The following is a 23949-nucleotide window of genomic DNA, read 5'->3' as shown; positions in this document are numbered from 1 at the left end:
CGTAACCGATCCGTGATAATCCGCCAACCGCGTCCGACCGCCTGCACACGCTTTCACAGTGCTTCCCGCGCCCGACCGGCCGCTCAGACCACCGCGATCTGCCGCAAACCCGCTGTTGAGCGGCAGATCCGCGACACGCGCTCGTGCGGGTGAAACTTCACCCGGTGGATCAGTACCAGCCGGACGACTGGGACTTGGCCCACGCCCCGCACGGCGTGCCGTAGCGACCCTCGATGTAGTTGAGTCCCCAGGTGATCTGGGTGGCCGCGTTGGTCCGCCAGTCGGCGGCCACGCTCGCCATCTTCGAGCCGGGGAGCGACTGCGGGATGCCATAGGCCCCGCTGGACGTGTTCTCCGCGGTGACGTTCCAGTTGCTCTCCTTGGTCCACAGCCGCTCGAGGCACGCGAACTCGTCGGCGCCGTACCCGCGCTCGAGAGCCATCGCCTGTCCGAGAGCCCGCGCGGAGCCCGGGTCGATGACGATGGTCGTCGGGTCGGGAAGCTCGAGGGTCCCGATGTGGACGATCTCGTTCTTCGGGGCGACGGTCACCTGGCGGGCGACGACCGTCCTCGCGGACTCGACGCCGTCGACGAGCGCGATGTCGTAGGTGGTGATCGCCTGCCCCACCTTGCCGGCCTGCTTCACCACGCGCTGCCCCACGACGAGCTTCGGGTCTTCCGTCTCCTCGACGACGAACGGGAGGACCTCGGTCTCGGTCGTGGTGCTCGAGGCGACGCGGCCGACGGAGATCACCTGCCCGTCGGCCGGCACGGCGTCGAGGCCAGGGGTCACGACGTCTCCAGGACTGAGGACGACGCCGAGGTCGCCGAGCACGTCGCGCACCGACGCGGCGGTGGTCGCACGCTCGATCAGCTGCCCGTCGATCGCGACCGTGAGGTGCTTGACCGTGGAGATCTTCAGCGGTGACCGCCCCACGGCGGCCGAGCGTGAGGCCGAGACCATGGCCCCCTCCGCACGGGGACCGAGCTCGTCGAGCACCTCGCCCACGGTGAGGGCCGTCGAGGCGATGGTCTGCATCTCGCCGTCGATCTCGACCTGGAGGTCCTTGAGGGTCCGCACCACGATGAGGTCGCCGTCACTGACGACGGTCGAGCCGGCAGGGTAGACCTGGTCGTCCGCGCTGAGCTCGACGAGGTGCCCGTCGAGGATGTCGTCCACCGTCCGGCCGAACGCGGAGACGGTCTGCAGCTCACCGTTCACCTCGATCGTCACGGACTTGTGCATCGTCGTGAAGGCCGTCGTCGCTCCGGCGAGCGTCACGAGGACGACCGCCTGCGCGACGAGGCGGACGGACCGTGGAGCGCGCGGCTCGGGCCGGACTCCGCCCCGCAGGTTGGCGATCACGTGTGGGCTGACCCTCTCCGTCGGTCGTGGCAGTCGTCTCGCGGCTGCCGGCGCTCGGGCTGGTGTCTCTCCGGACTCATGCTGGGCACACCCCCGGGCGCACTCACGAGCTCCCCCACGGTAGCCGAGCACCAACCCGAGATCATCCCTCGGCGGCCCAAGATGCGGAACTCTCACGAAGTCTTCATCGTTGCGTCCTCCTCCGGCGCTCTCGCAGCGGACGGGTCGCTCGGTTCAGCGCGGCGCGGTCACCACTGCCCGTAGACGCCGACCGAGGTGGCGGCGACGGTGTCGCACGCGGTGACCAGGTCGACGTCGTGCACGGCAGCTACTGCGCGCAGGGTCACAGGGACGAGGTACGGCGCGTTCGGTCGCCCCCGGAAGGGGTGCGGGGTGAGGTACGGAGCGTCCGTCTCGACGAGGACCTGCGTGAGCGGCGTGCGGCGCAGCGCCTCGCGCAGGCCCGCGTTCGCGCTGAAGGTCACCGGGCCGGCGAACGACAGGAACCAGCCCTGGCGCGCGCAGTGCTCGGCCATCGCGGCGTCGCCCGAGAAGCAGTGGAAGACCGTGCGCTCGGGTGCGCCGTCGGACGCGAGGACGTCGAGCACCTCCGCGTGCGCGTCACGGTCGTGGATCTGCAGCGCGAGGCCGAGCTCCTTGGCGAGCGAGACGTGCGCTCGGAACGCCTCCCGCTGGACGACGACGCCCCGCTCCCCGGTCCGGAAGAGGTCCATCCCGGTCTCGCCGATCGCCCGGACCCGGTCGTTGCCGCGGGCGATGGTCGCGATCTCGGCGAGCGCGGTGTCGAGGTCGACGGTGTGCCGCTCGTCCGGCGCCGGGGCGAGCCCGTCCGGCCCGATCTCGCGGACGCCGGCGTGCAGGGGCGCCTCGTTCGGGTGGATGGCGACCGCACCGAGGAGTGCGGGGTGCTCGCGCACGACCGCGTCCGTCCACCGGGCGGCCGGCAGGTCGCACCCCACCTGCACCATCCGCGTCACGCCGACCGCAGCGGCGTCCGCGACGAGCTCGGCGACCGTGGGGACCGGGTCACCATCGGCCAGGACGTGGGAGATCGAGTCGAGGTGGGTGTGGTTGTCGACCACCGGGCGCGGCAGCGCCTCCGGGGCCGGCGGCCAGCTCCGGTCACGCTCGCGTGCCACGCGGCTCTCCCGTCGTCCTCGGCTCGCCCGTGCTCAGGCCGTGGCCGCGGCGGGGTCGGCCGGTGCCGCGGGGACGGCCGGGTCGGCGTCCTCGAGGCGGGGGAAGAGCGCCGCGCCCTTCGTGACGCGCGTGCCGGCGGGGAGCGCGCCGAACGTGCCCGCCTCTGCGACCGGCTGCACGGCGAGTGCACCGAGCGGTTCCTCGGCCCCGAGCAGCACCCACAGACCCTGGGCAGCCTGCGGGATCACGGGGTTGAGGAGGACCGCGAGCGCGCGGAGCGACTCGGCCGCCGTGACGAGGATCGTCGCGAGACGTCCGCCCTCGACGCCCGCTCCGTCCTCGGTGGACTCCCCGGGAAGCTTGGCGACCTTCCAGGGCTCCTGCTCGGTGAGGTACATGTTCGTCGCGTCGACGAGGGTCCAGATGGCGTTGATCGCCTCGTTGGGCGAGATCCGGTCGATCGCGTCCTCGGCGTCGACGACGGCCTTGCGTGCGACCGTCTCGAGGGCGACCTCGGCGTCGGTGAGCGCGCCCGGCGCGGGGAGCGACCCGCCGAAGTTCTTCCCCACCATGGCGGCGACGCGGGAGGCGAGGTTGCCCAGGCCGTTCGCGAGCTCGGCGTTGTAGCGGGCGGCAAGGTCCTCCCACGAGAACGACCCGTCCGTGCCGAACGGGATCGCACGCATGAAGTAGTAGCGGAACGCGTCGGACCCGAAGTGGTCGATGATCACGTCGGGCGAGATCCCGGTGAGCTTGGACTTGCTCATCTTCTCGCCGCCGACGAGGAGCCAGCCGTGCGCGAACACGGTCGTCGGCAGCGGGAGCCCTGCGGCCATGAGCATGGCGGGCCAGATGACGGCGTGGAAGCGCAGGATGTCCTTGCCCACGAGGTGGATGCTCGCGGGCCAGGTCCGAGCGAACTTCTCAGCCTCGTCGGGGTCGGTCGACTCGAGACCCACGGCGGTGGCGTAGTTGAGGAGCGCGTCGAACCAGACGTAGAGGACGTGGGTGGTGTCCCACGGGATGGGGATGCCCCAGTCGAACGTCGACCGCGAGATCGACAGGTCCTGGAGCCCCTGCTTGATGAAGCCGATGACCTCGTTGCGCGCGCTGGCCGGCTGCACGAACTCGGGGTGGTCCTCGTAGAGCGCGAGGAGGCGGTCGGCGTACGCGCTCATCTTGAAGAAGTAGTTCTGCTCCGAGAGCTCCTCCACGGGCTTGCCGTGGACGGCGCACACCTTCTGGCCCTCGAACTCACCGGTGCCGTCGACGAGGTCGCCGGGGAGCTTGTACTCCTCGCACCCCACGCAGTAGGGGCCCTCGTAGGAGCCCGCGTAGATCTCGCCCTTGTCGTAGAGACCCTGGATGAAGGCCTGGACGCGCTCGGTGTGGCGCGGCTGCGTGGTGCGGATGAAGTCGTCGTTGAGGACGTCGAGCGTCTCGAGGACGGGCTTCCAGGAGGACTCGACGAGGCGGTCCGCCCACTCCTGCGGCGTGACGCCGTTCGCCTCGGCCGTGCGCAGGATCTTCTGCCCGTGCTCGTCCGTCCCGGTGAGGAACCAGACGTCCTCCTGGCGCTGGCGGTGCCAGCGGGTGAGGACGTCCGCCGCGACCGTCGTGTACGCGTGCCCGATGTGCGGGGCGTCGTTGACGTAGTAGATCGGGGTGGTGAGGTAGAAGGACGTGGGTCCGGTGCCGGCACCGGACGCGTCACGGGGTGCTGGGATTCCTGCGGTGGCCATGCGCCCCATGATAAGTCGTCACGGGACGCCGTCCGTGCTCAGTCCGCGCTCGGTGTCTGTGGCTCCGGGGGGTCGACGTTCGGGGGCCCGACCGTCGTGGGCGAGCCGGTACCGGTCGGTGTGATCGTCACCTCGAGCAGCTGGTCGTCGCCCACGCGCGGTGTGCCGCGGCCGTCCGTGTTGTTCGTCAGCACGCGCAGCGTGCCGTTGTTCGCGACGACGACGGCACGGAGCCGACCATGCACCCCGTCCAGGAGCGCCTGGGGTTCCCCGACTCCCTGGGCGGCGAGCGGTACCCGCCAGAGCGTCTCGCCGCGCAGCCCTGCGAGGTACACGCCCTCGTCCGTCACCGCGAGGCCGCTCGGGGAGGCGTCCGACGTCGGCCACGTGACGAGGGGGGCGACGAAGCCTGCCGAGCCGCCGTCGGCACCGTCGGCATCTTCTGTGTCCTCTGTACCGTCCGCGCCTCCTGTCCCTTCGACGTCCGGCCACCCGTAGTTCCCGCCGGCGACGACGAGGTTGAGCTCGTCGAACCGGTCTTGGCCGAACTCGGCCGCGAACATCCGGCCGTCGGCCGACCAGCCGATGCCCTGGACGTTGCGGTGACCCATGCTCCACATCGGCGAGCCGGGGACGGGGTTGTCCGGTGCCGCCGCACCGTCGGGCGTCACCCGGAGGATCTTGCCGGCGAGCGAGTCGGGGTTCTGGGCGTCCCGCGGCGTCCCGGCGTCGCCGGTCGTGACGTAGAGGAAGCCGTCCGGTCCGAACGCCACCTGCCCGCCGTTGTGGTTGGAGGCGGCCGGGATCGCGTCGAGCACCGGGGTGAGCGCGCCGAGGGTCTGACCGGTCAGCTCGCCCCAGAGCACCTCGTTGCCACCCTGGGCCGTGCGGTAGACGTAGACACGGCGGTCCTCGGCGAACGTCGGCGACACGGCGATGCCGAGCAGCCCGCCCTCGCCGCCGGACGTGGTGCCGTCCGCGAGCTCGACGGCCCCCGGACCCGTGAGCGCGGTCGGCGTGGCCGGTCCCGCTCCGGGACGCAGCCACTGGACGGTCCGCGTGTCACGCTGCGTGACGAGCCAGGCTCCGTCCGGCAGCTCGGCGACACCCCACGGCGCGGCGAGACCTGTCGCGAGCGACCCGGTGACCTCGGCCGTCACGGTCGGGACCTCGGGGACGCCCGCACCCGGCATCGACGACGCGGTCGGTTCCGGCTCGGGCTCCCCCGGCACAGGCGCAGCCGTGGAGGCCGACGGCGCCGGAGCCGGCACCTCGTCGTCGGAGCAGGACGCCAGCACGAGCGCCGCCACGAGGACGGTCGCTGCTGCCGCACCACGTCCGCGGGTCACAGCTTCGTCAGCCCCTTCTTCAGGCCGCGCACGGCCTGCCCGATGCGGTGCTCGTTCTCGATGAGCGCGAAGCGCACGAACTCGTCACCGCCGGCACCGAAGCCGACACCGGGAGAGACCGCCACGTCGCACTCCTCGATGACGTGCTTGGCGAACTCGATGGAGCCCATCTCGCGGTAGGCCTCCGGGATGCGCGCCCACACGAACATCGTCCCGCCGGGCTTCGGCGTCTCCCACCCGATGCGGTTGAGCCCGTCGACGAGAGCGTTGCGCCGGGACTCGTAGACGTCCGAGATCTCCCGCGGGACGTCGACCGCCTCGTTGAGCGTGACCGTCGCCGCGATCTGGATGGGCTGGAACGTGCCGTAGTCGAGATAGCTCTTGAGCTTGCCGAGCGCACCGACGACGTCCGAGCGTCCGACGAGGAACGCCACCCGCCACCCCGCCATGGAGTACGACTTCGTCATCGAGTACAGCTCGACCGCCACCTCGGTGGCACCCTCGCACTGCATGATCGACGGCGGCGTGAAGCCGTCGAACGTCATGTCCGCGTACGCGAGGTCGTGGACGAGCACGACGTCCTTGTCCTGCGCCCAGTCGACGAGCCGCTGCAGGTCCTCGAGGGTCGCGACCGTGGTCGTCGGGTTGTGCGGGAAGCTCAGCACCACGACGCGGGGCTTGGGCCAGCCGAGCTCCCACGCCGCCATGACCCGGTCGATGAAGCCCGACGCGTCCGTGCCGTCGCCGATCGGCACCTGCCGGGCGTCGGCTCCCGCGAAGTACGGTCCCCAGATGTGGATGGGGTAGCTCGGGGTCGGCACGATCGCCGAGTCGCCCGGCTGCAGCAGCACCCACATGAGGTGGCTGAAACCCTCCTTGGCACCGATCGTCGAGATGATCTGCGTCTCGGGGTCGAGCGTCACGCCGAAGCGCCGCTGGTAGAGCGCTGCGACGGCCTCGCGCAGCTTGGGGATGCCGCGCGAGGAGGAGTACCGGTGGTTGCGCTGGTTCTGCGCCGCCTCCGCGAGCTTGTCCACGGTGATCTGCGGGCTGGGCAGGTCCGGGTTGCCGAAGCCCAGGTCCACGACGTCCCGGCCGTCGCGACGCGCCGCGAGCTTGAGCGAGTCGATGATCGTGAAGACGTACGGCGGCAGGCCGGGGATGCGGCGGAACTCGATCTCACGGGGCATGCCGCCAGCCTATCGCCGGTGCTGCGTGCAGCGACCTGTGCGTCCAGCTAGATTGAAGAGATGACCAGCCCAGCGGACCACAGCCACGACGCAGTCCGGGAGCGGACCCACCGGGCCCTGCTCGTCGTCGACGTCCAGCCGACGTTCTGCGAGGGCGGGGCGCTGGCGGTCGAGGGCGGCAACGACGTCGCACAGGCCATCGCGCGCTACGTCGCCGATCACCGCGCCGACTACGACCTCCTCGTCACGACGCAGGACTGGCACATCGACCCTGGCGCACACTTCAGCGACACCCCCGACTTCGTCGACACGTGGCCGCCGCACGGCATCGCCGGCACGGCCGAGGCCGAGCTCCACCCGGCGCTCGCCGCGATCACCCCCGACGTGAGCGTGAAGAAGGGCGAGTACCAGGCCGCCTACTCCGGCTTCGAGGGGCACGACGCCGAGGACCGTCCGCTCGCGGACATCCTCCTCGACTCCGAGATCACGCGGGTCGACGTCGTCGGCATCGCCGAGTCCCACTGCGTCAAGGCCACGGCGCTCGACTCCCACGCCCTCGGGATCGCGACACGCGTCCTCACGGACCTCACCGTCCCCGTGTCGGCCGCGCTCGGGGCCGCGGCGCGGTCCGAGCTCGCCGCGGCCGGCGTGCACCTCGCCGACAGCCGGACGGTCTGACCGGCCGGCTGCCGCAGGCTCAGACCGACTGCAGCCGGGCGTACGCACCCTGGGCGGCGACGAGCTCGTCGTGCGAGCCGACCTCGACGACGTGACCGTCCTGCATGACGGCGATGCGGTCGGCACCGCGGATCGTGGACAGCCGGTGCGCGACGACGAACGTCGTGCGCCCGGCCATGAGGCGCTCGAGCGCCTCCTGCACGAGGCGCTCGGACGTCGGGTCGAGGGCGGACGTCGCCTCGTCGAGCACGAGGACGCGGGGGTTGCGAATGAGTGCGCGTGCGATCGCGATGCGCTGCCGCTGGCCGCCGGAGAGGCGTGAGCCCCGCTCGCCGATGACGGCGTCGAGGCCGCCCATCTCCTCGACGAAGCCGAGAGCGTTCGCGTCGTTCAGGGCTGCGGCCACCACCGCGTCGGGCAGGTCGTGGTTGCCATACGTGACGTTGTCCCGGACGGTGCCCTCGAAGAGGAGCGACTCCTGGGGGACGACAGCGATGTGCTTGCGGTAGGAGCGCAGGTCGAGGTCGGCCATGTCGTCGCCGTCGAGGACGATCCGGCCCGACGTCGGCCGGAGGAAACCGATGATCATGTTGAGCACGGTCGACTTCCCCGAGCCCGAGGGCCCGACGAGCGCGATGGTCTCCCCCGCCCGGACGTCGAGGGTCAGCGACGCGATCGCGGGTGCGGAGCCGTCGTCGTACTGGAATCCCACACCCTCGAAGCGCACGTCGCCGCGGACGTCGCCCACCTCGCGCTTGCCCGCGTTGCGCTCGAGGTCCTGCTCCGCGAGGACGTCACCCATGGAGCGGATCGACTCGAGCCCCTTGGTGATGATCGGGGCGAGGGTCATGAGCACGGTGACCGAGCCGGTGAGCTGCATGAAGTAGCTCGAGAGCATGACGACGTCGCCCGGGGTGAGGTCGAACCGACCGGTGTAGGCCGCCCAGGCCGCGCCGACGAGGCACGCGACGGACAGCAGCTGGAACGTGATCCACGCGAGGGCGCCGAACCGCCCGTTGAGCACGTCGAGACGGATGCCGGCCTCGCGGACGCCGACGAGCGTCGAGTCGAGCCGGTCGAGCTCCCTGCTCTCCAGCGCGTGCGCCCGTGTGATGGGGATGAGGTGCGTCATCTCGCTCACCCGGGCGGACATCGCCTCGATCTGCACGCGGAAGGCAGCGTTGCGGCTCGTCATCCGCTTGCGCATGACGACGATGAGACCGGCAGACGCGGGGACGGCGAGGAGGAACACGGGGAGGAACTCGGGGGTGCGGACCGCGGTGATGACGAGCGCACCGATGAGCGTGGTGATCGCGCCCATCGCCGAGTCGAAGGTCTGGCGCGAGGACTCGACGACGTTCTCGACGTCGCGGACGATCTTCGCCTGGAGGACGCCGGCGCTCATCCGCCGGTGGTAGCCGATGGACAGCTCCTGGAGCCGTCGTGCGAGCGACATGCGCAAGTTGGTCTCGACCGTGCGCACGGAGTGGCTGAGGAACCGCACGTAGAGGGAGGTCAGCGGGAGGTTCTGCGCGATGATCACGGTCATGAAGACGGCGATGAACCACAGCTCCGAGATGGGCCGCTGCTCGACGACGATGTCGATCACCTGAGCCGTGAGGACCGGCATCACCCAGACCGGGGAGTGCTTGATCGCGTAGGCGAGGGCGGCGCCGCCCATCCGCCAGCGCTGCTCGGAGAACAGGCGCAGCGTGGTCCGGACCGGGTGCGTGGGGTCGTACCAGTCCTCGAGAGCCTGGGGGGTGCGGGTCATGACGACCATTGTCGCCTCTGTCGAATCGATTCGACAAGAGGCATCTGAATCGATTCGACCGGTTCCGGTGCGCCGCGGCCACCCAGCCTGCGGCCCCTCAGCCCCGAGGAGCCCGCCCGGGCTTCGCCGCGAGCGCCGCCGCGTAGAGCTCGCGCTTGTGGATCCCGGCGATGCCGGCGACATCGGCGACGGCCTCCTTGAGCCGTTCGCCGCCGTCGACCCGGGCGAGGACCTCGGCGACGGCGTCCGGCGTGGACAACGCCTCCCGCGCCGGCGCTCCCGAGACGACGACCGAGATCTCCCCGCGGAGCTGCTCCCCCGCGGCGCGCTCGGCGAGCTCGGCGAGGCCACCTCGCAGGACCTCCTCGTACGTCTTGGTGAGCTCACGGCAGACCGCCGCCGGGCGGTCCGCCCCGAAGGCCTCAGCCATCGCCGCGAGCGTCTGGTCGATGCGGTGGGGCGACTCGAAGAAGACCATCGTGCGCCGCTCGTCCGCGAGCGCCTCGAACGCCCGCGCCCGCTCCCCCGGCTTGCGCGGCGGGAACCCCTCGAAGCAGAACCGGTCGGTCGGGAGCCCCGAGACGGCGAGCGCCGTGAGCACGGCGCTCGGCCCGGGAGCAGACGTCACCGTGAGGCCGCGCTCGATGGCCGCCGCGACCACGCGGTAGCCCGGGTCGGAGACGCTCGGCATGCCGGCGTCGGTGACGATGAGGACGGTGCCGCCCTGCTCGACGACGTCGAGCAGCTCACCGGCCCGGGCCGACTCGTTGTGCTCGTGATAGCTGACGACGCGGCCACCCATCTTCAGCTCGAGCCGGCCGACGAGGGCATGCAGGCGGCGTGTGTCCTCCGCGGCGACCACGTCCGCCTCGACGAGCAGGCGGCGCAGGCGCGGTGACGCATCCTCGACGTCCCCGATGGGTGTTGCTGCAAGGATCAGTCGGCCGGTCATGGGCCCTAGCCTGCCACGTCACCTACGATGTCGGACGTGAGTGCGACCGATGCGACACCCACCGACGTCACTGCCGACGCGGACGACTCTGCCGACCCGCCCACCGACTCGCCCGCCGACGCGTCGACGACCCACGAGCGTCTCCTCGGTGCCCTCTTCTCGTCCCGAGCGCTCGCCCTCGGATCGACCGATCGGGACCGCTTCTGGTCGTGGGTGGGTCCGGGGCTCGTCGCCCTCCTCGCCGCGCTCGTCCGCCTCGTCAACCTCGGTCACCCGAAGACCCTCGTCTTCGACGAGACCTACTACGTCAAGGGCGCGTACTCGCTCCTCACTCTCGGCTACGAGGCAGACTGGCCCGACGGGTCCGACCCCGCCTTCGAGAGCGGCGACCAGTCGGTCCACCTCACCACCGGCGACTACGTGGTCCACCCGCCCGTCGGCAAGTGGGTCATCGCGCTCGGGATGCGGCTCGCCGGGACGGAGAGCTCCTGGGGCTGGCGGCTCGCTCCCGCGATCCTCGGGGTCGTGGCGGTCTTCCTCCTCGCCCGCACCGCACGACGGATCTTCGGCTCGACCGCGATCGGCGTCGTCGTGGGCGGAATCTTCGCGATCGACGGCGCCGCGATCGTCCACGCGCGGACCGGACTGCTCGACAGCATCCTCATGTTCTGGGTGCTGGTCGCCTTCGCGTGCCTCGTGGTGGACCGCTCGTGGGCCCGGCGGCGGCTGGCCGAGCGCGCAGCGGCGGCGATCGACTCCGACGCCGGTCTCGGCCGGTTCGGCCCGTCCCTCGGGTGGCGCTGGTGGCGCTTCGCCGCAGCGGTCGCCCTCGGCCTCGCGTGCGGCACGAAGTGGTCCGGCCTCTACTTCGTCGCGGTCTTCGGCCTCATGTCGGTCTCGTGGGACGCCGCGGCGCGGCGTGCCGTCGGCGTGCGCTCGTGGGCGCTCGCCGCCCTCGTCAAGGACGCGCTCCCCGCGTTCGTCATCGTCCTCCCGACGGTCCTCACCACCTACCTCGCATCCTGGGCCGCGTGGTTCGCGAACTCCGAGTCGTACGACCGGACGTGGTGGGAGCTCCACCGGGGAACCTACCCGTCGTGGGTGCCGGACACGGTCGTCGGGTGGGGCGAGGCTCTGCGGTCCCTGTGGGAGTACCACAGGAGCATGTGGCGCTTCCACACCGGCCTGACCAAGGAGCACACCTACGAGGCGAACCCCTGGGGGTGGCTCCTCCAGCTGCGCCCGACGTCCTTCTACTGGCGCAAGACCGTCCTCGGCGAGGACGGCTGCACCGTGGACGAGTGCGCTCGCGCCGTGACGTCGCTGGGCAACCCGCTCGTCTGGTGGGTCGGCACCGCCGCGCTGCTCTTCGCCGTCTACGCGCTCCTGCGCCACCGTGACTGGCGTGCGGGTGCTGTCCTCTCCGGCGTCGTCGCCGGTTGGGTGCCGTGGCTCTTCATCGCCGAGCGCACCATCTTCACGTTCTACTCGATCGCCTTCGCCCCGTGGGTCTACCTCGCGGTGGGCTACCTCGTGGTCACCGGCTGGGAGCGGGTCGGCGACGATCCACGCGGCCGTCGCCTGGCCCGCTGGGCGACCGGGGTGCTCCTGGGGATCTTCGTCGCGGTGAGCGCGTTCTTCTACCCCGTCTGGACAGGCATGCAGATCCCGTACGAGTTCTGGCAGGCCCACATGTGGATCGGCACCTGGGTCTAGCGACAGCAGCCGGGCGCCAGCCTCCGGGTGACAGCCTCCGGGTGACAGCCACTGCGGGACAGCCTCCGGGCAGCGGCACGGACGCCGAAGGGCGGGACACCGTGAGGTGTCCCGCCCTTCGGCGTCGTGCGGTCCGTCGCGACCGCGATCAGTCCGGTTCAGCGGCGCTCAGCGTGCGGAGCGGAACTGCGCGGTGAGGGGGCACTGGAACGGGTCGCGCGCTGCGAGGCCGACGGTGTTGAGGTAGCGCACGACGATGCCGTACGACTCGACGAGCGTGGTCTCGGTGTACTTGATACCGCGCTCGGCGCAGAACTCCTTGACCATGGGTCGTACGGTCCGCAGCGCTGGGCTGGGCATGCTCGGGAAGAGGTGGTGCTCCACCTGGAAGTTCAGGCTTCCCATGAAGAGGTCGACGAGGCGTCCGCCGGTGATGTTGCGGCTCATGAGGACCTGGCGGCGCAGGAAGTCGATCTTGACGTCCGGTCCGACGATCGGCATGCCCTTGTGGTTGGGCGCGAACGATGCGCCCATGAGGAAGCCGAACATGCCGAGCTGCACGCCGAGGAACGCGAGACCGATCCCGACCGGCATGAGCAGGAAGACGGCCGTGACGTAGCCGACGAGGCGCACGCTGACGAAGGCGATCTCGACGGCGCGGCGCTTGACGGGAGCGCGGCCGAAGATCGTCTTGATGCCGTTCGCGTGAAGGTTGAGGCCCTCGAGGAGGAGGAGGGGGAAGAACCAGTAGCCCTGACGCGCCGCGAGCCAGGCCCAGACGCCCTTCTTGGGCTCGGTGATCGACTCGGTCTCCCAGGTGAGCACGCCGTTGAGCATGTCCGGGTCCGTGCCGATGACGTTGGGCTTGGAGTGGTGCTTGGAGTGCTTGTGCAGCCACCACCCGTAGCTCATGCCGCCGAAGAGGTTGGCGATGACGAGGCTGGCCCAGTCGTTCCACTGGCCGGACTTGAAGATCTGGCGGTGCGCGGCATCGTGGCCGAGGAAGGCGAACTGGGTGAAGAGGACCCCGAGCCACGCCGCGACGGCGAGCTGCCACCACGAGTCACCGAGGAGCACCATGGCTGCCACGGACGCACCGAGGAGACCCACGAGGAGCGCGAAGCGGCCCCAGTAGTAGGCGTAGCGCCGACGCATGAGCCCGGTCTCCTGGACGGTCCGCGTCAGGGCGGCGAAGTCGCTCACCTGCCGTTCGCGAACGGAGGTGGTTCCCTCGTGGTCCATCACCGCGCTGCTTGCCGTCATAACCGTCCGCTCTTCCTCGGGTGGATCGACGGGGGCGCCCGGCGACTCTCAACCACCCTAGGTTCGGGGCTTCCTCCCCGACAGGGGGACAACCCCCCTATCGGTGAGGAGGTCGTGTGCGCGAGCTACGAGACCGCGCGCTGCCGGTCGCCGTCCGGCCGGTCTACGGTGGTGCCATGAGCGTGGACCTCCTTGCCGACCTCGTCCGTCGTGCGACCGCCGAACCGCCGCTGGAGGGCCTTCGCGCGACAGCCGAGGTACGACGCGAGATGGACCGCCTGGAGGTCGTGCTCGTCCACCGGGCCCGCAACTCCGGGAGCACGTGGACACAGATCGCCGAGGCGCTGGGCGTCTCCAAGCAGGCCGTGCACCGCAAGCACGGCGGCAGGTCTCTGTTCGGCTCCGAGCAGTGAGCACGGTGGCCGGCGACAGCGACCTCGCTGATCGCCTGCGCGAGCGTCTCGGTCGTCGCCACCCGGTCGTGGCCGCGGCGACCGTCGCGGCCGGTGAGGTCAGGCTCGCGAGCATCGGGGCTCCCCTCGGCGCGGGCTTCGAGATCGGGTCGGTCTCGAAAGGGTTCACGGGGCTCCTGTACGCCGACGCCCTCGAGCGGGACGAGGTGAGCGCAGCCTCCGTGCTCGGGGATCTTCTCCCTCTCGGCGCGAGCCCCGCAGCGGGCATCGCGCTGAGCGACCTGAGCACCCACTGCTCCGGCCTGCCACGGCTGCCGCGGGGTGCTGTGTCCCTGCGCACGTACCGCGACCTGTGGTTCCACGGCGTCAACCCGTACGGCGAGGACCTGCATGAGCTCCTCGTGCAGGGTGCCGCGGTCCGGCTCGGCAGGCCGCGCCCCTCGTACTCCAACCTCGGCTTCGAGCTGCTCGGCCATGCCCTCGCCTCGGCGGCCGGGACCACGTACCGCGAGCTCCTGGCGACGCGCATCTGCGCTCCGCTCGGCCTCGCGAGCGTCTACGTCCCGTACACCCCGGACGACCTCCGCCCCGACGCGCTCGTCGGCACGAGCCGCTCCGGTCGGGTGCAGCAGGCCTGGACCGGCGAGGCGCTCGCCCCTGCGGGGGGCATCCGCGCGTCGATCGAGGACATGGCCCGCTTCACGCTCTCCCTGCTCGACGGTTCCGCCCCGGGGCGTGCGGCCCTCGACCCTGTCCGCTCCTTCGCCGGGCCGGCCGTCCGGATCGGCGCCGCCTGGATCACCGTCGAGCGTCGTGGTCTCCACGTGACGTGGCACAACGGAGGGACGGGCGGGTTCCGCTCGTGGCTCGGGATCGACCGGTCGGCAGGGACAGGGGTGGTCGTCCTGTCCGCGACCGCGCGCTCGGTCGACGGCGCGGGGTCCGCGATGCTAGCGGAGCTGACCGCGCGGTCCCGCTGAGACGCAGACGTCCTGCCGATACGACAGAGGCCCGGCCCCCTCTCGGGGACCGGGCCTCTCTCGTGCGGTGGAGCTAAGGAGATTCGAACTCCTGACCTCTTCGATGCGAACGAAGCGCGCTACCAGCTGCGCCATAGCCCCTCTGCACTGCATCTACTGCGTGCTCCACGGTGACCGGTGACCGGTCCCTGCGAAGCGATAACTAGGTTAGCACCGCCGAGGCGATGGTCCTACCCAGCCGGACGTGGGCGGTCGGGTCCGTCCGGGTGGACTACTCGCCGGCGGCGCGGCGGCGCGCGAGCACCGAGTTGAGGTTGACGCCGAGGCTGTCGACGCCTGGCTCGCCCTCGTGCTCCGGAGCTGCGGAGACCGCGGGAGCCGCGTGGTCCTCGGCGAGCTGTGCCCGACGCGCCTCGGTCACCTGCTGGAGCTCGGCCGTGAGCGGCGCGGGCTCCCACCGCGGGGCCGCGGACTTCATGGTGTACACCGGTCGCGGGACGGGGACGGGCTGCCACTCGGCGTCGTCCTCGGCGGACGCCGCGACGGATGCTGCGCCTGCAGGCTCGGGAGCGTCGGCGCTCTCCGCCGTCGCTCCGGCGGCACGACGGTCGGGCGTGTCACGCGGGGTGGACCGGCGGTCACCTCCGGCGCGCAGGATGGGCTCGGCCGTCGCAGGTTCGTCAGCGTCGGAGACCTGGACGTCGGACGACGCCGTGCCCGGACCCGCGACGGACCGCACCCGCGAGATGACCTGCGTGTGGGACTGCGAGGCGTGCACGGCGTGACCGGTGACGGCAGGACGCACAGCCGCTGCCGGACGGCCGGACGGGTGACGCACGGCACCGGGACGCGTGACGCGGATGTGCCCCGTCGCCGGGCGGGCGGCGCGACGCTCGTGCTCGCGCGCTTCCCACAGTGCGTCCGCCTTCTGGTTCCCGATGACCGCCTTGCGTCCGAGGACCAGGACGGTCCCGAGCAGGACGGCCGGGGCGAGGACGATCCACGGCCTGATGACGGAGAAGCCGGCGAGCGCACCAGCGACGACGCTGAGCACGAGGAGGACGGCGGTGAGCAGGGCTCTGCGCCGGGCTGCTGCCGCGCGGCGCGCGTGGAGCGCCTCGCGCACGGGAAGCGCCTGTGAGACCGGGGTGTGTGGTCGCTCCATGTCCTGCTCTCCTTCCGACTGGTGCTGCTGTTGCTGCGGCCTCGTGGTCATCCCGAGAGGCGGGGTCAAGAGCGGTGCTGCTGAGTTGCTCGACGACTGGCAGTCGCCGTGCGACGGGTGGGCGACAGCCATCGTCGCTGCCCGGCTGCCGATCCTCGGTCCCGGCGCGGACGCCGCAGCGACCGCGAGAACCCGGAGACGGCCTGAGAACCGGTCGTCGACCCGTGACTCCGCCATCTGCTGCCGCTGGCGGAGCCGGTGCGGGACCAGATAGGCCAACCACAGACCGACCACTGCCAGGACGACGATGCCGGCTGGTGAGTCCACTCCTCGACGGTAGGTGAGGCGACGGACCCTCCAGTGGACGCGCCACGGTGTGTCGAGGGTGCAAGTTACATCCCTGTGATTCTTCCACGTCGCGTCGCGCGCGCTACCGGTGTCTCGCCTCGCGCTATCGGTCCCCGCGCTCGAGGCTCGCGCGCCACCGTGCGAGCAGGCCGCCGGGCACCTCGTCGGACGTGATCGCGAAGGCCCGGTGGTCGCACCACGCCCCCTGGATGTGCAGGTAGGCCCGCCGGAGCCCTTCGTCGCGCAGCCCGAGCTTCTCCACGACGCGCAGGCTCGGGGCGTTCTCGGGACGGATGTTCACCTCGATCCGGTGCAGACCCAGCTCGAAGAAGCAGTAGTCGGCAGCCATCGCCACGGCGGTCGGGGTGATGCCACGACCGGCGGCGTGCTCGCTCACCCAGTACCCGATGCTCGCTGAGCACAGGGAGCCGTACGTGATCGAGGAGACGGTCAGCTGACCCACGAGCTCGCCGTCGAGCTCCACGGCGAACGGGAGGGTCGACCCGTCCCGTGCTGCGGCGGCGAGGATGCTCACGTACTCGGGGAAGCGGGGCGCGGGCGACGGGTGCGGAGCGGGCCGTCCGCGCCGGGGCGCACGCACCACCACCGCGGGCGACGGGAGCACGCCCGGCTCGATCTCCGGCGTCGTCGCCTCCCACCTGTCCAGCCACACCGAGTTCAGCGCGCGCAGGTGCAACCAGGCACGCTCGTCCGCGCGCGCGAGAGGCCGCAGGAGGAGCGTGCCGTTCGGCTGCTCGTCGAGCGTGTCGTCGCGCAAGGTCACCGGCCACCACGGAGAGCGGCTGAAGAGGCCCACTCTCAGCTCTCGAGCACGAGGCAGTGCACGCGGTCGCCGAAACGTACCTCGGTGTCCCCCTCGGCGACGACCGCGAGGGCGTTGGCCCCCGCGAGACCCGCCACCGAGAGCTCCTCGAGCCGCGTCGGGTCCCCGACGGGCGTCACGTGATAGCCCTCGTCCGGCGAGCCGACGAGGGTCGCGGGGACGAACTGGCGCACGCCCGCCGGGCTGCGCCACCCCACCGACGCGTGCGCCGCGACGGAGGGCCGGTAGATCTCGGTGTAGCCGGCCATGGCGCGCAACGCCGGACGCACGAAGACCTCGTAGGAGATCTGCGCCGCGACCGGGTGCCCCGGCAGCGAGAAGACGGGGATGGTGTCTCCGGGACGCTCGGGGCCGCCTCCGATGCCGGCGTAGAGGGTGCCGAAACCCTGGTTGCGCCCTGGAACCATCGCCACGTGGTCGAAGCGCACCGTGCCGAGCGGCGCCAGGACGTCCTTGAGCGTGTCGCGGGAGCCCTCGCTCAGACCACCGGTGGTGATGACGAGGTCCGCTCGGACCAGCTGGTCCTCGATCGCGTCGCGCAGCGCCGCCTGGTCGTCGCTCACGGGGGCGACCTGGATGGCGACGGCTCCGGTGTCCTGGACGGCGGTCCGCAGCGACGGTCCGTTCGCGTCGAAGACGCCGGGACGTGACGAGCCCGGCTGCACGAGCTCGTCACCCACCGGCAGGATGACCACCCGCGGCGCCGGGTGGACACGGATCCGCGCATAGCCGAGGCTCGCGGCGAACGCGAGCTGACGGGCGTCGAGCCGGGTGCCGGCGCCGAGCGCGACGTCCCCGGCCCGCACGTCCGCACCGGCCTGGCGCACGTTGGCACCGACGCCGAACGGAGAGCTCACACGAACCTTCGCCGCACCCCGGTCCGTCGCCCAGACGGGCACGAGGGCGTCCGCGCCGATCGGCATCGGGACGCCTGAGCCGACGAGGACGCTCTGCCCGGGGACGAGCCGGAACGGCTCGTCGGCGGCCGACCACACGTCGTGCACCACGGGCAGCGCCGTCGGGGTGGCGCTGCTCGCCCCGGCCACGTCCTGCGCGCGCACGGCGTACCCGTCACAGGTCGCGACCGGCCGCGACGGGATGTCCTCCGTGACGACGATGTCGGTCGCGAGGATGCACCCCGCGGCGTCCGTGAGCACCACGTCGAGTGCCGGCACCGGACGGGCGATCGCGAGGACCGCCGCCAGCTGGTCCTGGACGCTCCTCACGAGGACGCCGCCGCGCACCCGTCGACCGCGCCCAGGCCGCTCCGCCGCACCGCTCCGACCTGCCGTCCGCCTGCTCCGCCGCTCATGGGTCTCAGGCTAGTGCAGAACGTCTGCACACCCTCTTCATCGTGGCGATACACCGAGCGCACCGTTTCTTTGAGAGACTTTGACCATGAGCGGTCCACTTCAGCCTTACCCGGTCCACGACCCCCTCGACGCCGAGGAGGCGAAGATCGCTCTCCGTCGGGCGATCCGCAGCGCACGGGAGACGCGGAGCGAACGTCGTCGCACCGAGGCCGCACGGATGTTCGCCGACGTGGTGCTCACCATCCCCGAGGTGATCGGCGCACAGTGCGTGGGCCTCTACGCCTCGCGCCTCCACGAGCCTGGCACGATCCCGCTCATGGAGGAGCTCCGAGCGCTCGACAAGCGCATCCTCCTGCCCGTCCTCGGTGCCGGGCTCCAGCGCAACTGGGCCGAGTACGCCGGCCCCGAGGATCTCCTGCAGCGCGCCCCCGGCCGCCCTCCCGAACCCAGCACACCCTCGCTCGGCCCGGAGGCTCTCGAGCTCGCCGACGTCGTCATCGCGCCCGCGCTCGCCGTCGACTCCTCGGGGAACCGCCTCGGACAGGGCGGCGGGTGGTACGACCGCGCCCTCGCCCACACCCGTCCAGGCGTCAAGGTCATCGCGCTCGTCTTCCCCGAGGAGATCTACGACGCAGCGGTCCGTCCCCTCCCGCAGCAGGCGCACGACCGGCCGGTCCACGGCGTGGCGACCCCGCACGAGTGGTACCTGCTCACGGCTTGAGGGTGAGCTCGTCCGCTCCTGCGGCCGTCACCGCGTCGGCGGTGAACGGCCAGGCGTAGGACTCCCCCGCCGCCCACGTCTCGAGCTGGTCGTCGTAGTGGGCGCTGGCCGGGTGGCCGGACACTCCCGTCACGACGACCCACGTGGAGAGATCGAGGTCCGCCAGGTCGACGACCATGCGCATCGACGGACCTGTCGTCACGTCGAAGGAGCCCGAGGCGGCGTCCCACCCGGTCGCGTTGACGATCGACGAGCCGCCGCCCATCTCGACCGGGGACGGGTTGACGACCCGGCGCACCACACCGGGCACCGAGTCCCCGCCGAGCACCGGGTGCTCGAGCCTGAGCTGGTGCAGCTTGCCCCACTGCCACTCGTCCGCCGTGCGTCCGAGGGACATCGTCAGCGACTCGCGCGCCTTGACCAGCGCCTGGGTGAGGACCTCGTCGCGGGTCTCGACGACGTTGACGGTCGTGCGGTCGTCCCACCACACGCTCGTCGGGTCCGCGAGCTGGGTGCGGACGACCTCGAGCCACCGGCTGCCACCCGTCGGGGAGGCCTCGTCAGGGAGCTCGTCGTCGAACGTCAGGGCGAGGACCTCGACCCATACCGCCGAGAAGTAGGCGGCCGCTGCCGAGTCTGCGGTCTGCTGGTAGTCCCAGTCGACGAGGAGGTCCTGACCGTCGCGGTCGAACGTGTTCGTGATGTCCTGCTCCAGCAGGGTCGGGACGAGCATCTCGGCGTAGGGGTTGTACGTGTCGCTCTGGATGCGTGCCATCGTCGCGACGCTGATCTTGCGGTTGCGGTCGATGTCCTCCTGGAGCATCTCCCGGATGCGCTCGGACCGGTATCCGTAGTCCCAGTCGAGCGCGAGGAAGGGGCCGGCACCGGCCGGGCCGACGGCCTGGTTCGCAGCGACGATGAAGCCCTCGGCCGGGTCGAGCGCCGACGGCATGACGGCGGGGTCGACGTAGCCCTGCCAGTCGTAGCGGCTGTCCCACCCGGGGCGGGGCCACGTGCCGTCGGACGGCACCGGACCTGACACGGCTGCCCGGATCGGGATCTTTCCGGGCGCCTGGTAGCCGATGTGGCCGTCGACGGTGGCGAAGATGATGTTCTGCGAGGGGACGTCGAACTTCTGTGCGGCCGTGCGCACGTCGTCGGGGGTCGCGGCCAGGTTCATCGCGAAGATCGCCTCGGCCGTGTACCCGGGCGTGAGCGCGGTCCACCCCAGCGCGACCTCGAACGTCGTCTCGGCCTCAGCCGACAGCGCGTCTCCGGTGCTCTCGATGAGCGGGACCTCGACAGGCGTCCGCTCGGCGCCGGGAAGGGAGAGGACGTCGGAGATCAGCGGTCCGTGCTCCGTCGAGCGAACCTCGATCTGGATGTCGTCGCCACCGTTGACCTTGATCGTCTCCGTGCGGCTGGTGAACGGGACCTGCTCGCCGTCGCGCTCGTACGTCTCTCCCGTGGTGCGCTCGAGGAAGAAGTCGGTGACGTCGGCGCCGAGGTTGGTGATCCCCCAGGCGAGCGAGGCGTTGTGTCCGATGATGACTCCGGGGAAGCCGGCGAACGAGAAGCCGCTCACCTCGAAGGCGCACTCCGGGCTCACCTCTGTGCAGTGCAGCCCGACCTGGGCCCAGATGCTCGGGGCGCCGAGGGAGAGGTGCGGGTCGTTCGCGAGGAGCGGGCTCCCCGTGTCGGTGAGCGCGCCCGAGACCACCCAGGAGTTCGAGCCGATGCCCTCCCCCTCGCCGACGAGCACGGGAACGGCGTCGATGGCCGCTGCAGCGGCGTCGACGGCCTCGCCGAACGCCTCCTCGGCGGGATCGAGCGGGCTGGGGGTCCCGAGCGGGGCGCTCGTCTCGGTCACGGAGTCTGCGTCAGGGGCTGTGGTGCTGGGTGTCGACCGTCGCTCGCGGGAGCCTCCCGAGCTGCTCTCGGACTCGGCCTCCTCGGCAGCCTGCTGGGCTGCGGCCTCGTCGGCCAGCCGCTGCGCCTCGGCTGCGGCCGCTGCGTCGACGGCTGCCTGGTTGGCTGCCGCGGTCGGCTCGTCGAGGATCGGCGGGTTGATCTCTTGCGGGTAGGCAGGGAAGAGCTGGTTGACGCGCGCGACGTCCCCGACGCTCGCGTAGGCCTGGGCCCGGCCGAGCTCGGCGTCGTAGTTCCCGCGCATGTCCCACGCCATCGCCTTGAGCCAGGCGAGCGAGTCCACCGGGTCCCAGCGCTCCGGCGCCTCCACCGTCACCTGGGTGCCGAGGACCGTGTACTCGACAGCCGTCGAGGAGGTGCTCCGCCCCTCGAGGTAGGCGTTGACGCCGTCGGCGTAGGCCGTGAGGTAGGCGCGCGTCTGCGGGTCGAGAATGGCCCACTCGGCCTCGGCGACACCGCGCCAGCCGAGCGTCCGGACGACCTTGTCGGCCGCGATCGCGTCCGGGTCGTCGCCGACGAGCTCTGCGAGCCGACCCGACGTCACGTGCCGTCGGTAGTCCATCTCGAAGAAGCGGTCCTGCGCCTGGACATAGCCCTGGGCCATGAAGAGGTCGGCCGACGTCGAGGCGTAGATGTGCGGGATGCCCTGCGCGTCGCGGACCACGCGGACGTCTTCGCCGAGGCCGGGCACGGTGGTCTCACCGCTCGTGCGCGGGAGGGGCTGGCGGGTGACCACCACGACGGCGACCACCGCCGCGATCAGCGCGAGGACGACGACGGCCGCCACTCCGGCGAGAGAGCGGCGCAGGATGAGATGGCGACGGGACACGCTGCGAGACTACTGGTCCTGGCGTCCAAGTGCGCACAGGCCCGGACCGGATGGTCGCTGTGTGACGCTCGCGGCACCCGCTTCCGCGGGAGTCCGCCCGGCCGTATGATTGGCACTCTGTTGTCGCGAGTGCCAGTCCTGGTGCGGTCCCACCAGGTCCCGTCCCCGAACACGCGGTGCGCTCCGACCCCTACCGGTTCCGAGGAGATTCGTTGCCTCTCTACGCCTATACCTGCACGGCGTGCAGCCACAGCTTCGACATCCAGCAGTCGTTCACGGACGACTCGCTGACGGTGTGCCCCGAGTGCGCAGGCCTCCTGCGCAAGGTGTTCTCACCGGTCGGCGTCGTGTTCAAGGGCTCCGGCTTCTACCGCACGGACAACAAGGCCACGAAGAAGGGCTCCGGCTCCTCGTCCGCGTCGAAGGACGCGGCCGGTTCCAGCTCGAACGAGTCGTCCTCGTCCGAGTCGGGCGCTCCGAGCACCTCGGGCTCCAAGGACTCGTCCGGGTCCGGGTCGAGCTCCGGGTCCTCCGCGAGCGGATCCTCCGGCTCCTCGGGGAGCGGGTCCTCGACCTCTGGATCGTCGAGCTCCGGGTCCTCGAGCTCCGGGTCCTCCTCCTCCAAGCCCGCTGCAGCCGCCACGACGTGATCGCCTAGCCTCTCGTTCCCGACACTCGAGGGGCCCTCGCTCTCCTCGCGCGAGAGAGCCTGTCCACAGGGTGGGACGACGCGTCGCCCCACCCTGTGGAGCGTGCGCTCCGTCCACCGTCGACCGACGCGCACCTAGCGTGCGGGGATGACCACCTCCACACGCAGCCGCACGGACCCGCGCACCGCCGTCGCGCCGCCGGCTCCCCCTCGTGTCCGGCGGCGCCTGCGCGCGATGGCATGGCGGGCGCGGTTCGCTCTCGCCGCGCTCGCGCTCGGCGCAGCGGCCACCGTCACGGTCCACCAGCTGAGCCCACCCCGCCCAGCCAGCGTCTCGATGGTCGTCGCCGACCGGGCGCTGTCGGCGGGCACAGCGCTCACAGCCGCAGACGTCCGCGTGGTGTCCGTGCCGCCGGGTTCCCTCCCTCCTGACGCTCTGCGCGAGGTCGGCGACGTGGTCGGGCGGACCGTCGCCGTGAACGTCACGCCGGGCACCGTCGTCAGCGCGCCCGTGCTCAGCACCGACCTGGCAGCGCAAGCCCCGCCCGGGACGGTCATCGCCGCGGTGCGGCTCGCAGAGCCCGCGCTGGCCGACCTCCTCGAGCCGGGCATGCGCGTCGACCTGCTGGCACCCTCGACACAGCACCCGGAGACCGGGACGTCGTCCGAGGTTCCTGGTCAACCGGTCCCGGGGACCTATCTCGCGCGGAGCGCGGTCGTCCAGCCCGTCCCCCGCTCCGGGTCGGAGGCCCAGGGAGACGGCCTGCTCTCGCTCGACACCGCAGAATCGGGAGGAACCGGAGATCTCATGCTCGTCGCGGTCACACCGGACGAAGCGGCCTCCCTTGCTAACATGGCTGGCTGGAGTGCGATCAGCGCAGTCCTGGTCCACTGAACCGAGCGTCGCCACGCAGCACCGCGGCAGTCGGGATCGTCCGGTCGCCTGCCGCGTGCTGCACGCCGCTCCTCGCCATCCAGAAAGAGGACATCCATGAAGAACGTGCTCAACGGCTTCAAAGAGTTCATCATGCGTGGCAACGTCATCGACCTCGCCGTCGCAGTCGTCATCGGCAGCGCGTTCGCGGTCGTCGTCAAGAGCCTGGTCGACGGCTTCATCACTCCGCTCGTCGCGGCAGTGTTCAGCAAGCCGAACCTTCGCAGCACCATGACGTTCGAGATCAACGACGCAATCTTCAGCTTCGGCCTGATCCTCGACGCGATCATCAACTTCCTCTTCGTCGCCGCAGCGATCTACTTCTTCATCATCGTCCCGATCAACCACCTCCAGAGCCTGCGCAAGCGGGGTCTCGTCGAGGAGCCGGAGTCGCCGCCCGAGGACGTCCTCCTGCTCCAGCAGATCCGCGACCTCCTTCAGGCACAGAGCGGTGGCGGCTCGCCGTACCCGGCCACAAGCCCGAAGACCCCGCCGGCCGGACCCTCGGCGCCGCCGGCTCCGCCCGCGCCGCCGGTCGGCTACTGAGCACCGAGCCCCACCACGCAGCACCAGCACCAGCACGAACCGCAGACGACTGCAGGGGGTGAGCCCGTCATGGGCTCACCCCTGTCT

General features: G+C 71.2%; 20 protein-coding genes, 1 tRNA gene and 1 pseudogene. 8 read left to right on the top strand and 14 right to left on the bottom strand.

Annotated features, from left to right (window positions below; genetic code table 11):
* Positions 1 to 169 precede the first annotated feature (169 nt).
* From ABKW26_RS01540 to ABKW26_RS01520, 5 genes are all read right to left on the bottom strand, one after another.
* Entirely contained in the window at positions 170 to 1366 is a 1197-nt protein-coding gene (locus ABKW26_RS01540) for a ubiquitin-like domain-containing protein (protein WP_348590648.1), read from the bottom strand.
* A gap of 248 nt (positions 1367 to 1614) precedes the next feature.
* Positions 1615 to 2526 (bottom strand): TatD family hydrolase, encoded by a 912-nt coding sequence (locus tag ABKW26_RS01535; protein WP_348590647.1) that lies wholly within the window; start codon positions 2524 to 2526, stop codon positions 1615 to 1617.
* Between the two features lie 33 nt (positions 2527 to 2559).
* Positions 2560 to 4269, bottom strand: coding sequence for a methionine--tRNA ligase (gene metG / locus ABKW26_RS01530; protein ID WP_348590646.1), 1710 nt, complete (start codon positions 4267 to 4269; stop codon positions 2560 to 2562).
* A 38-nt stretch (positions 4270 to 4307) separates the two neighbouring features.
* On the bottom strand, positions 4308 to 5618 hold the full coding sequence (locus ABKW26_RS01525) for a PQQ-dependent sugar dehydrogenase (RefSeq protein ID WP_348590645.1): 1311 nt from the start codon (positions 5616 to 5618) through the stop codon (positions 4308 to 4310).
* Positions 5615 to 6808 (bottom strand): aminotransferase class I/II-fold pyridoxal phosphate-dependent enzyme, encoded by a 1194-nt coding sequence (locus ABKW26_RS01520; protein WP_348590644.1) that lies wholly within the window; start codon positions 6806 to 6808, stop codon positions 5615 to 5617. The genes ABKW26_RS01525 and ABKW26_RS01520 overlap by 4 nt, the downstream gene beginning before the upstream one ends.
* Before the next feature lie 60 nt (positions 6809 to 6868).
* Between ABKW26_RS01520 and ABKW26_RS01515 the strand changes: the two genes are divergently transcribed.
* Entirely contained in the window at positions 6869 to 7486 is a 618-nt protein-coding gene (locus ABKW26_RS01515) for an isochorismatase family protein (protein WP_348590643.1), read from the top strand.
* 19 nt (positions 7487 to 7505) lie between these two features.
* Here the strand turns inward: ABKW26_RS01515 and ABKW26_RS01510 are convergent, their stop codons facing one another.
* Together ABKW26_RS01510 and rsmI are read right to left on the bottom strand one after the other, a co-directional pair.
* Complete coding sequence (locus ABKW26_RS01510; RefSeq protein WP_348590641.1) at positions 7506 to 9260, bottom strand: ABC transporter ATP-binding protein; 1755 nt, start codon at positions 9258 to 9260, stop codon at positions 7506 to 7508.
* A 97-nt stretch (positions 9261 to 9357) separates the two neighbouring features.
* Positions 9358 to 10212, bottom strand: a complete 855-nt coding sequence (gene rsmI / locus ABKW26_RS01505; RefSeq protein WP_348590640.1) for a 16S rRNA (cytidine(1402)-2'-O)-methyltransferase — start codon at positions 10210 to 10212, stop codon at positions 9358 to 9360.
* 36 nt (positions 10213 to 10248) lie between these two features.
* Here rsmI and ABKW26_RS01500 point away from each other — a divergent pair, with 36 nt between their 5' ends.
* Positions 10249 to 11928 (top strand): phospholipid carrier-dependent glycosyltransferase, encoded by a 1680-nt coding sequence (locus ABKW26_RS01500; RefSeq protein ID WP_348590639.1) that lies wholly within the window; start codon positions 10249 to 10251, stop codon positions 11926 to 11928.
* A gap of 168 nt (positions 11929 to 12096) precedes the next feature.
* On the opposite strand, the gene ABKW26_RS01495 is transcribed toward ABKW26_RS01500, so the two are convergent.
* Positions 12097 to 13170 (bottom strand): acyl-CoA desaturase, encoded by a 1074-nt coding sequence (locus ABKW26_RS01495; RefSeq protein WP_348590638.1) that lies wholly within the window; start codon positions 13168 to 13170, stop codon positions 12097 to 12099.
* Positions 13171 to 13367: 197 nt separating this feature from the next.
* On the opposite strand from ABKW26_RS01495, the gene ABKW26_RS01490 reads away from it, so the two are divergent.
* Together ABKW26_RS01490 and ABKW26_RS01485 are read left to right on the top strand one after the other, a co-directional pair.
* Complete coding sequence (locus ABKW26_RS01490; RefSeq protein WP_348590637.1) at positions 13368 to 13604, top strand: helix-turn-helix domain-containing protein; 237 nt, start codon at positions 13368 to 13370, stop codon at positions 13602 to 13604.
* On the top strand, positions 13601 to 14584 hold the full coding sequence (locus tag ABKW26_RS01485; protein WP_348590636.1) for a serine hydrolase domain-containing protein: 984 nt from the start codon (positions 13601 to 13603) through the stop codon (positions 14582 to 14584). Before ABKW26_RS01490 ends, ABKW26_RS01485 begins: the two co-directional genes overlap by 4 nt.
* A gap of 68 nt (positions 14585 to 14652) precedes the next feature.
* Here the strand turns inward: ABKW26_RS01485 and ABKW26_RS01480 are convergent.
* From ABKW26_RS01480 to glp, 4 genes are all read right to left on the bottom strand, one after another.
* Positions 14653 to 14725, bottom strand: a tRNA-Ala gene (locus ABKW26_RS01480).
* Positions 14726 to 14855: 130 nt separating this feature from the next.
* Positions 14856 to 16076, bottom strand: coding sequence for a hypothetical protein (locus ABKW26_RS01475; protein WP_348590635.1), 1221 nt, complete (start codon positions 16074 to 16076; stop codon positions 14856 to 14858).
* Positions 16077 to 16200: 124 nt separating this feature from the next.
* Positions 16201 to 16881 carry a GNAT family protein gene (locus tag ABKW26_RS01470; protein ID WP_348590634.1) on the bottom strand — a complete coding sequence of 227 codons (681 nt, stop codon included), beginning with the start codon at positions 16879 to 16881 and terminating at the stop codon, positions 16201 to 16203.
* A 35-nt stretch (positions 16882 to 16916) separates the two neighbouring features.
* Positions 16917 to 18167 (bottom strand): gephyrin-like molybdotransferase Glp, encoded by a 1251-nt coding sequence (gene glp, locus ABKW26_RS01465; protein ID WP_348590633.1) that lies wholly within the window; start codon positions 18165 to 18167, stop codon positions 16917 to 16919.
* A 172-nt stretch (positions 18168 to 18339) separates the two neighbouring features.
* Here glp and ABKW26_RS01460 point away from each other — a divergent pair, with 172 nt between their 5' ends.
* Positions 18340 to 18975 (top strand): 5-formyltetrahydrofolate cyclo-ligase, encoded by a 636-nt coding sequence (locus ABKW26_RS01460; protein ID WP_348590632.1) that lies wholly within the window; start codon positions 18340 to 18342, stop codon positions 18973 to 18975.
* Here the strand turns inward: ABKW26_RS01460 and ABKW26_RS01455 are convergent.
* The gene (locus ABKW26_RS01455; protein WP_348590631.1) at positions 18965 to 21733 is read right to left on the bottom strand and encodes a penicillin acylase family protein; all 2769 of its coding nucleotides are present in this window, start codon (positions 21731 to 21733) and stop codon (positions 18965 to 18967) included. The two genes, ABKW26_RS01460 and ABKW26_RS01455, sit on opposite strands and share 11 nt — an antisense overlap.
* 176 nt (positions 21734 to 21909) lie before the next feature.
* On the opposite strand from ABKW26_RS01455, the pseudogene ABKW26_RS01450 reads away from it, so the two are divergent.
* Positions 21910 to 22086 (top strand): annotated as a pseudogene (locus tag ABKW26_RS01450) (FmdB family zinc ribbon protein); the annotation flags it as partial.
* 14 nt (positions 22087 to 22100) lie between these two features.
* Here ABKW26_RS01450 and ABKW26_RS01445 read toward each other — a convergent pair.
* Complete coding sequence (locus ABKW26_RS01445; RefSeq protein WP_348590847.1) at positions 22101 to 22376, bottom strand: hypothetical protein; 276 nt, start codon at positions 22374 to 22376, stop codon at positions 22101 to 22103.
* Between the two features lie 154 nt (positions 22377 to 22530).
* Here ABKW26_RS01445 and ABKW26_RS01440 point away from each other — a divergent pair, with 154 nt between their 5' ends.
* Both ABKW26_RS01440 and mscL read left to right on the top strand, forming a co-directional pair.
* On the top strand, positions 22531 to 23277 hold the full coding sequence (locus tag ABKW26_RS01440; RefSeq protein WP_348590630.1) for an SAF domain-containing protein: 747 nt from the start codon (positions 22531 to 22533) through the stop codon (positions 23275 to 23277).
* Positions 23278 to 23373: 96 nt separating this feature from the next.
* On the top strand, positions 23374 to 23862 hold the full coding sequence (gene mscL / locus ABKW26_RS01435; RefSeq protein ID WP_348590629.1) for a large conductance mechanosensitive channel protein MscL: 489 nt from the start codon (positions 23374 to 23376) through the stop codon (positions 23860 to 23862).
* The last annotated feature ends 87 nt before the right edge of the window (positions 23863 to 23949 follow it).

The organism is Sanguibacter sp. 25GB23B1, assembly GCF_040012415.1.
Classification (GTDB): domain Bacteria; phylum Actinomycetota; class Actinomycetes; order Actinomycetales; family Cellulomonadaceae; genus Sanguibacter.
Note: the sequence above shows the minus strand (reverse complement) of the source record. Positions and strands in the feature narration are given on the sequence as shown.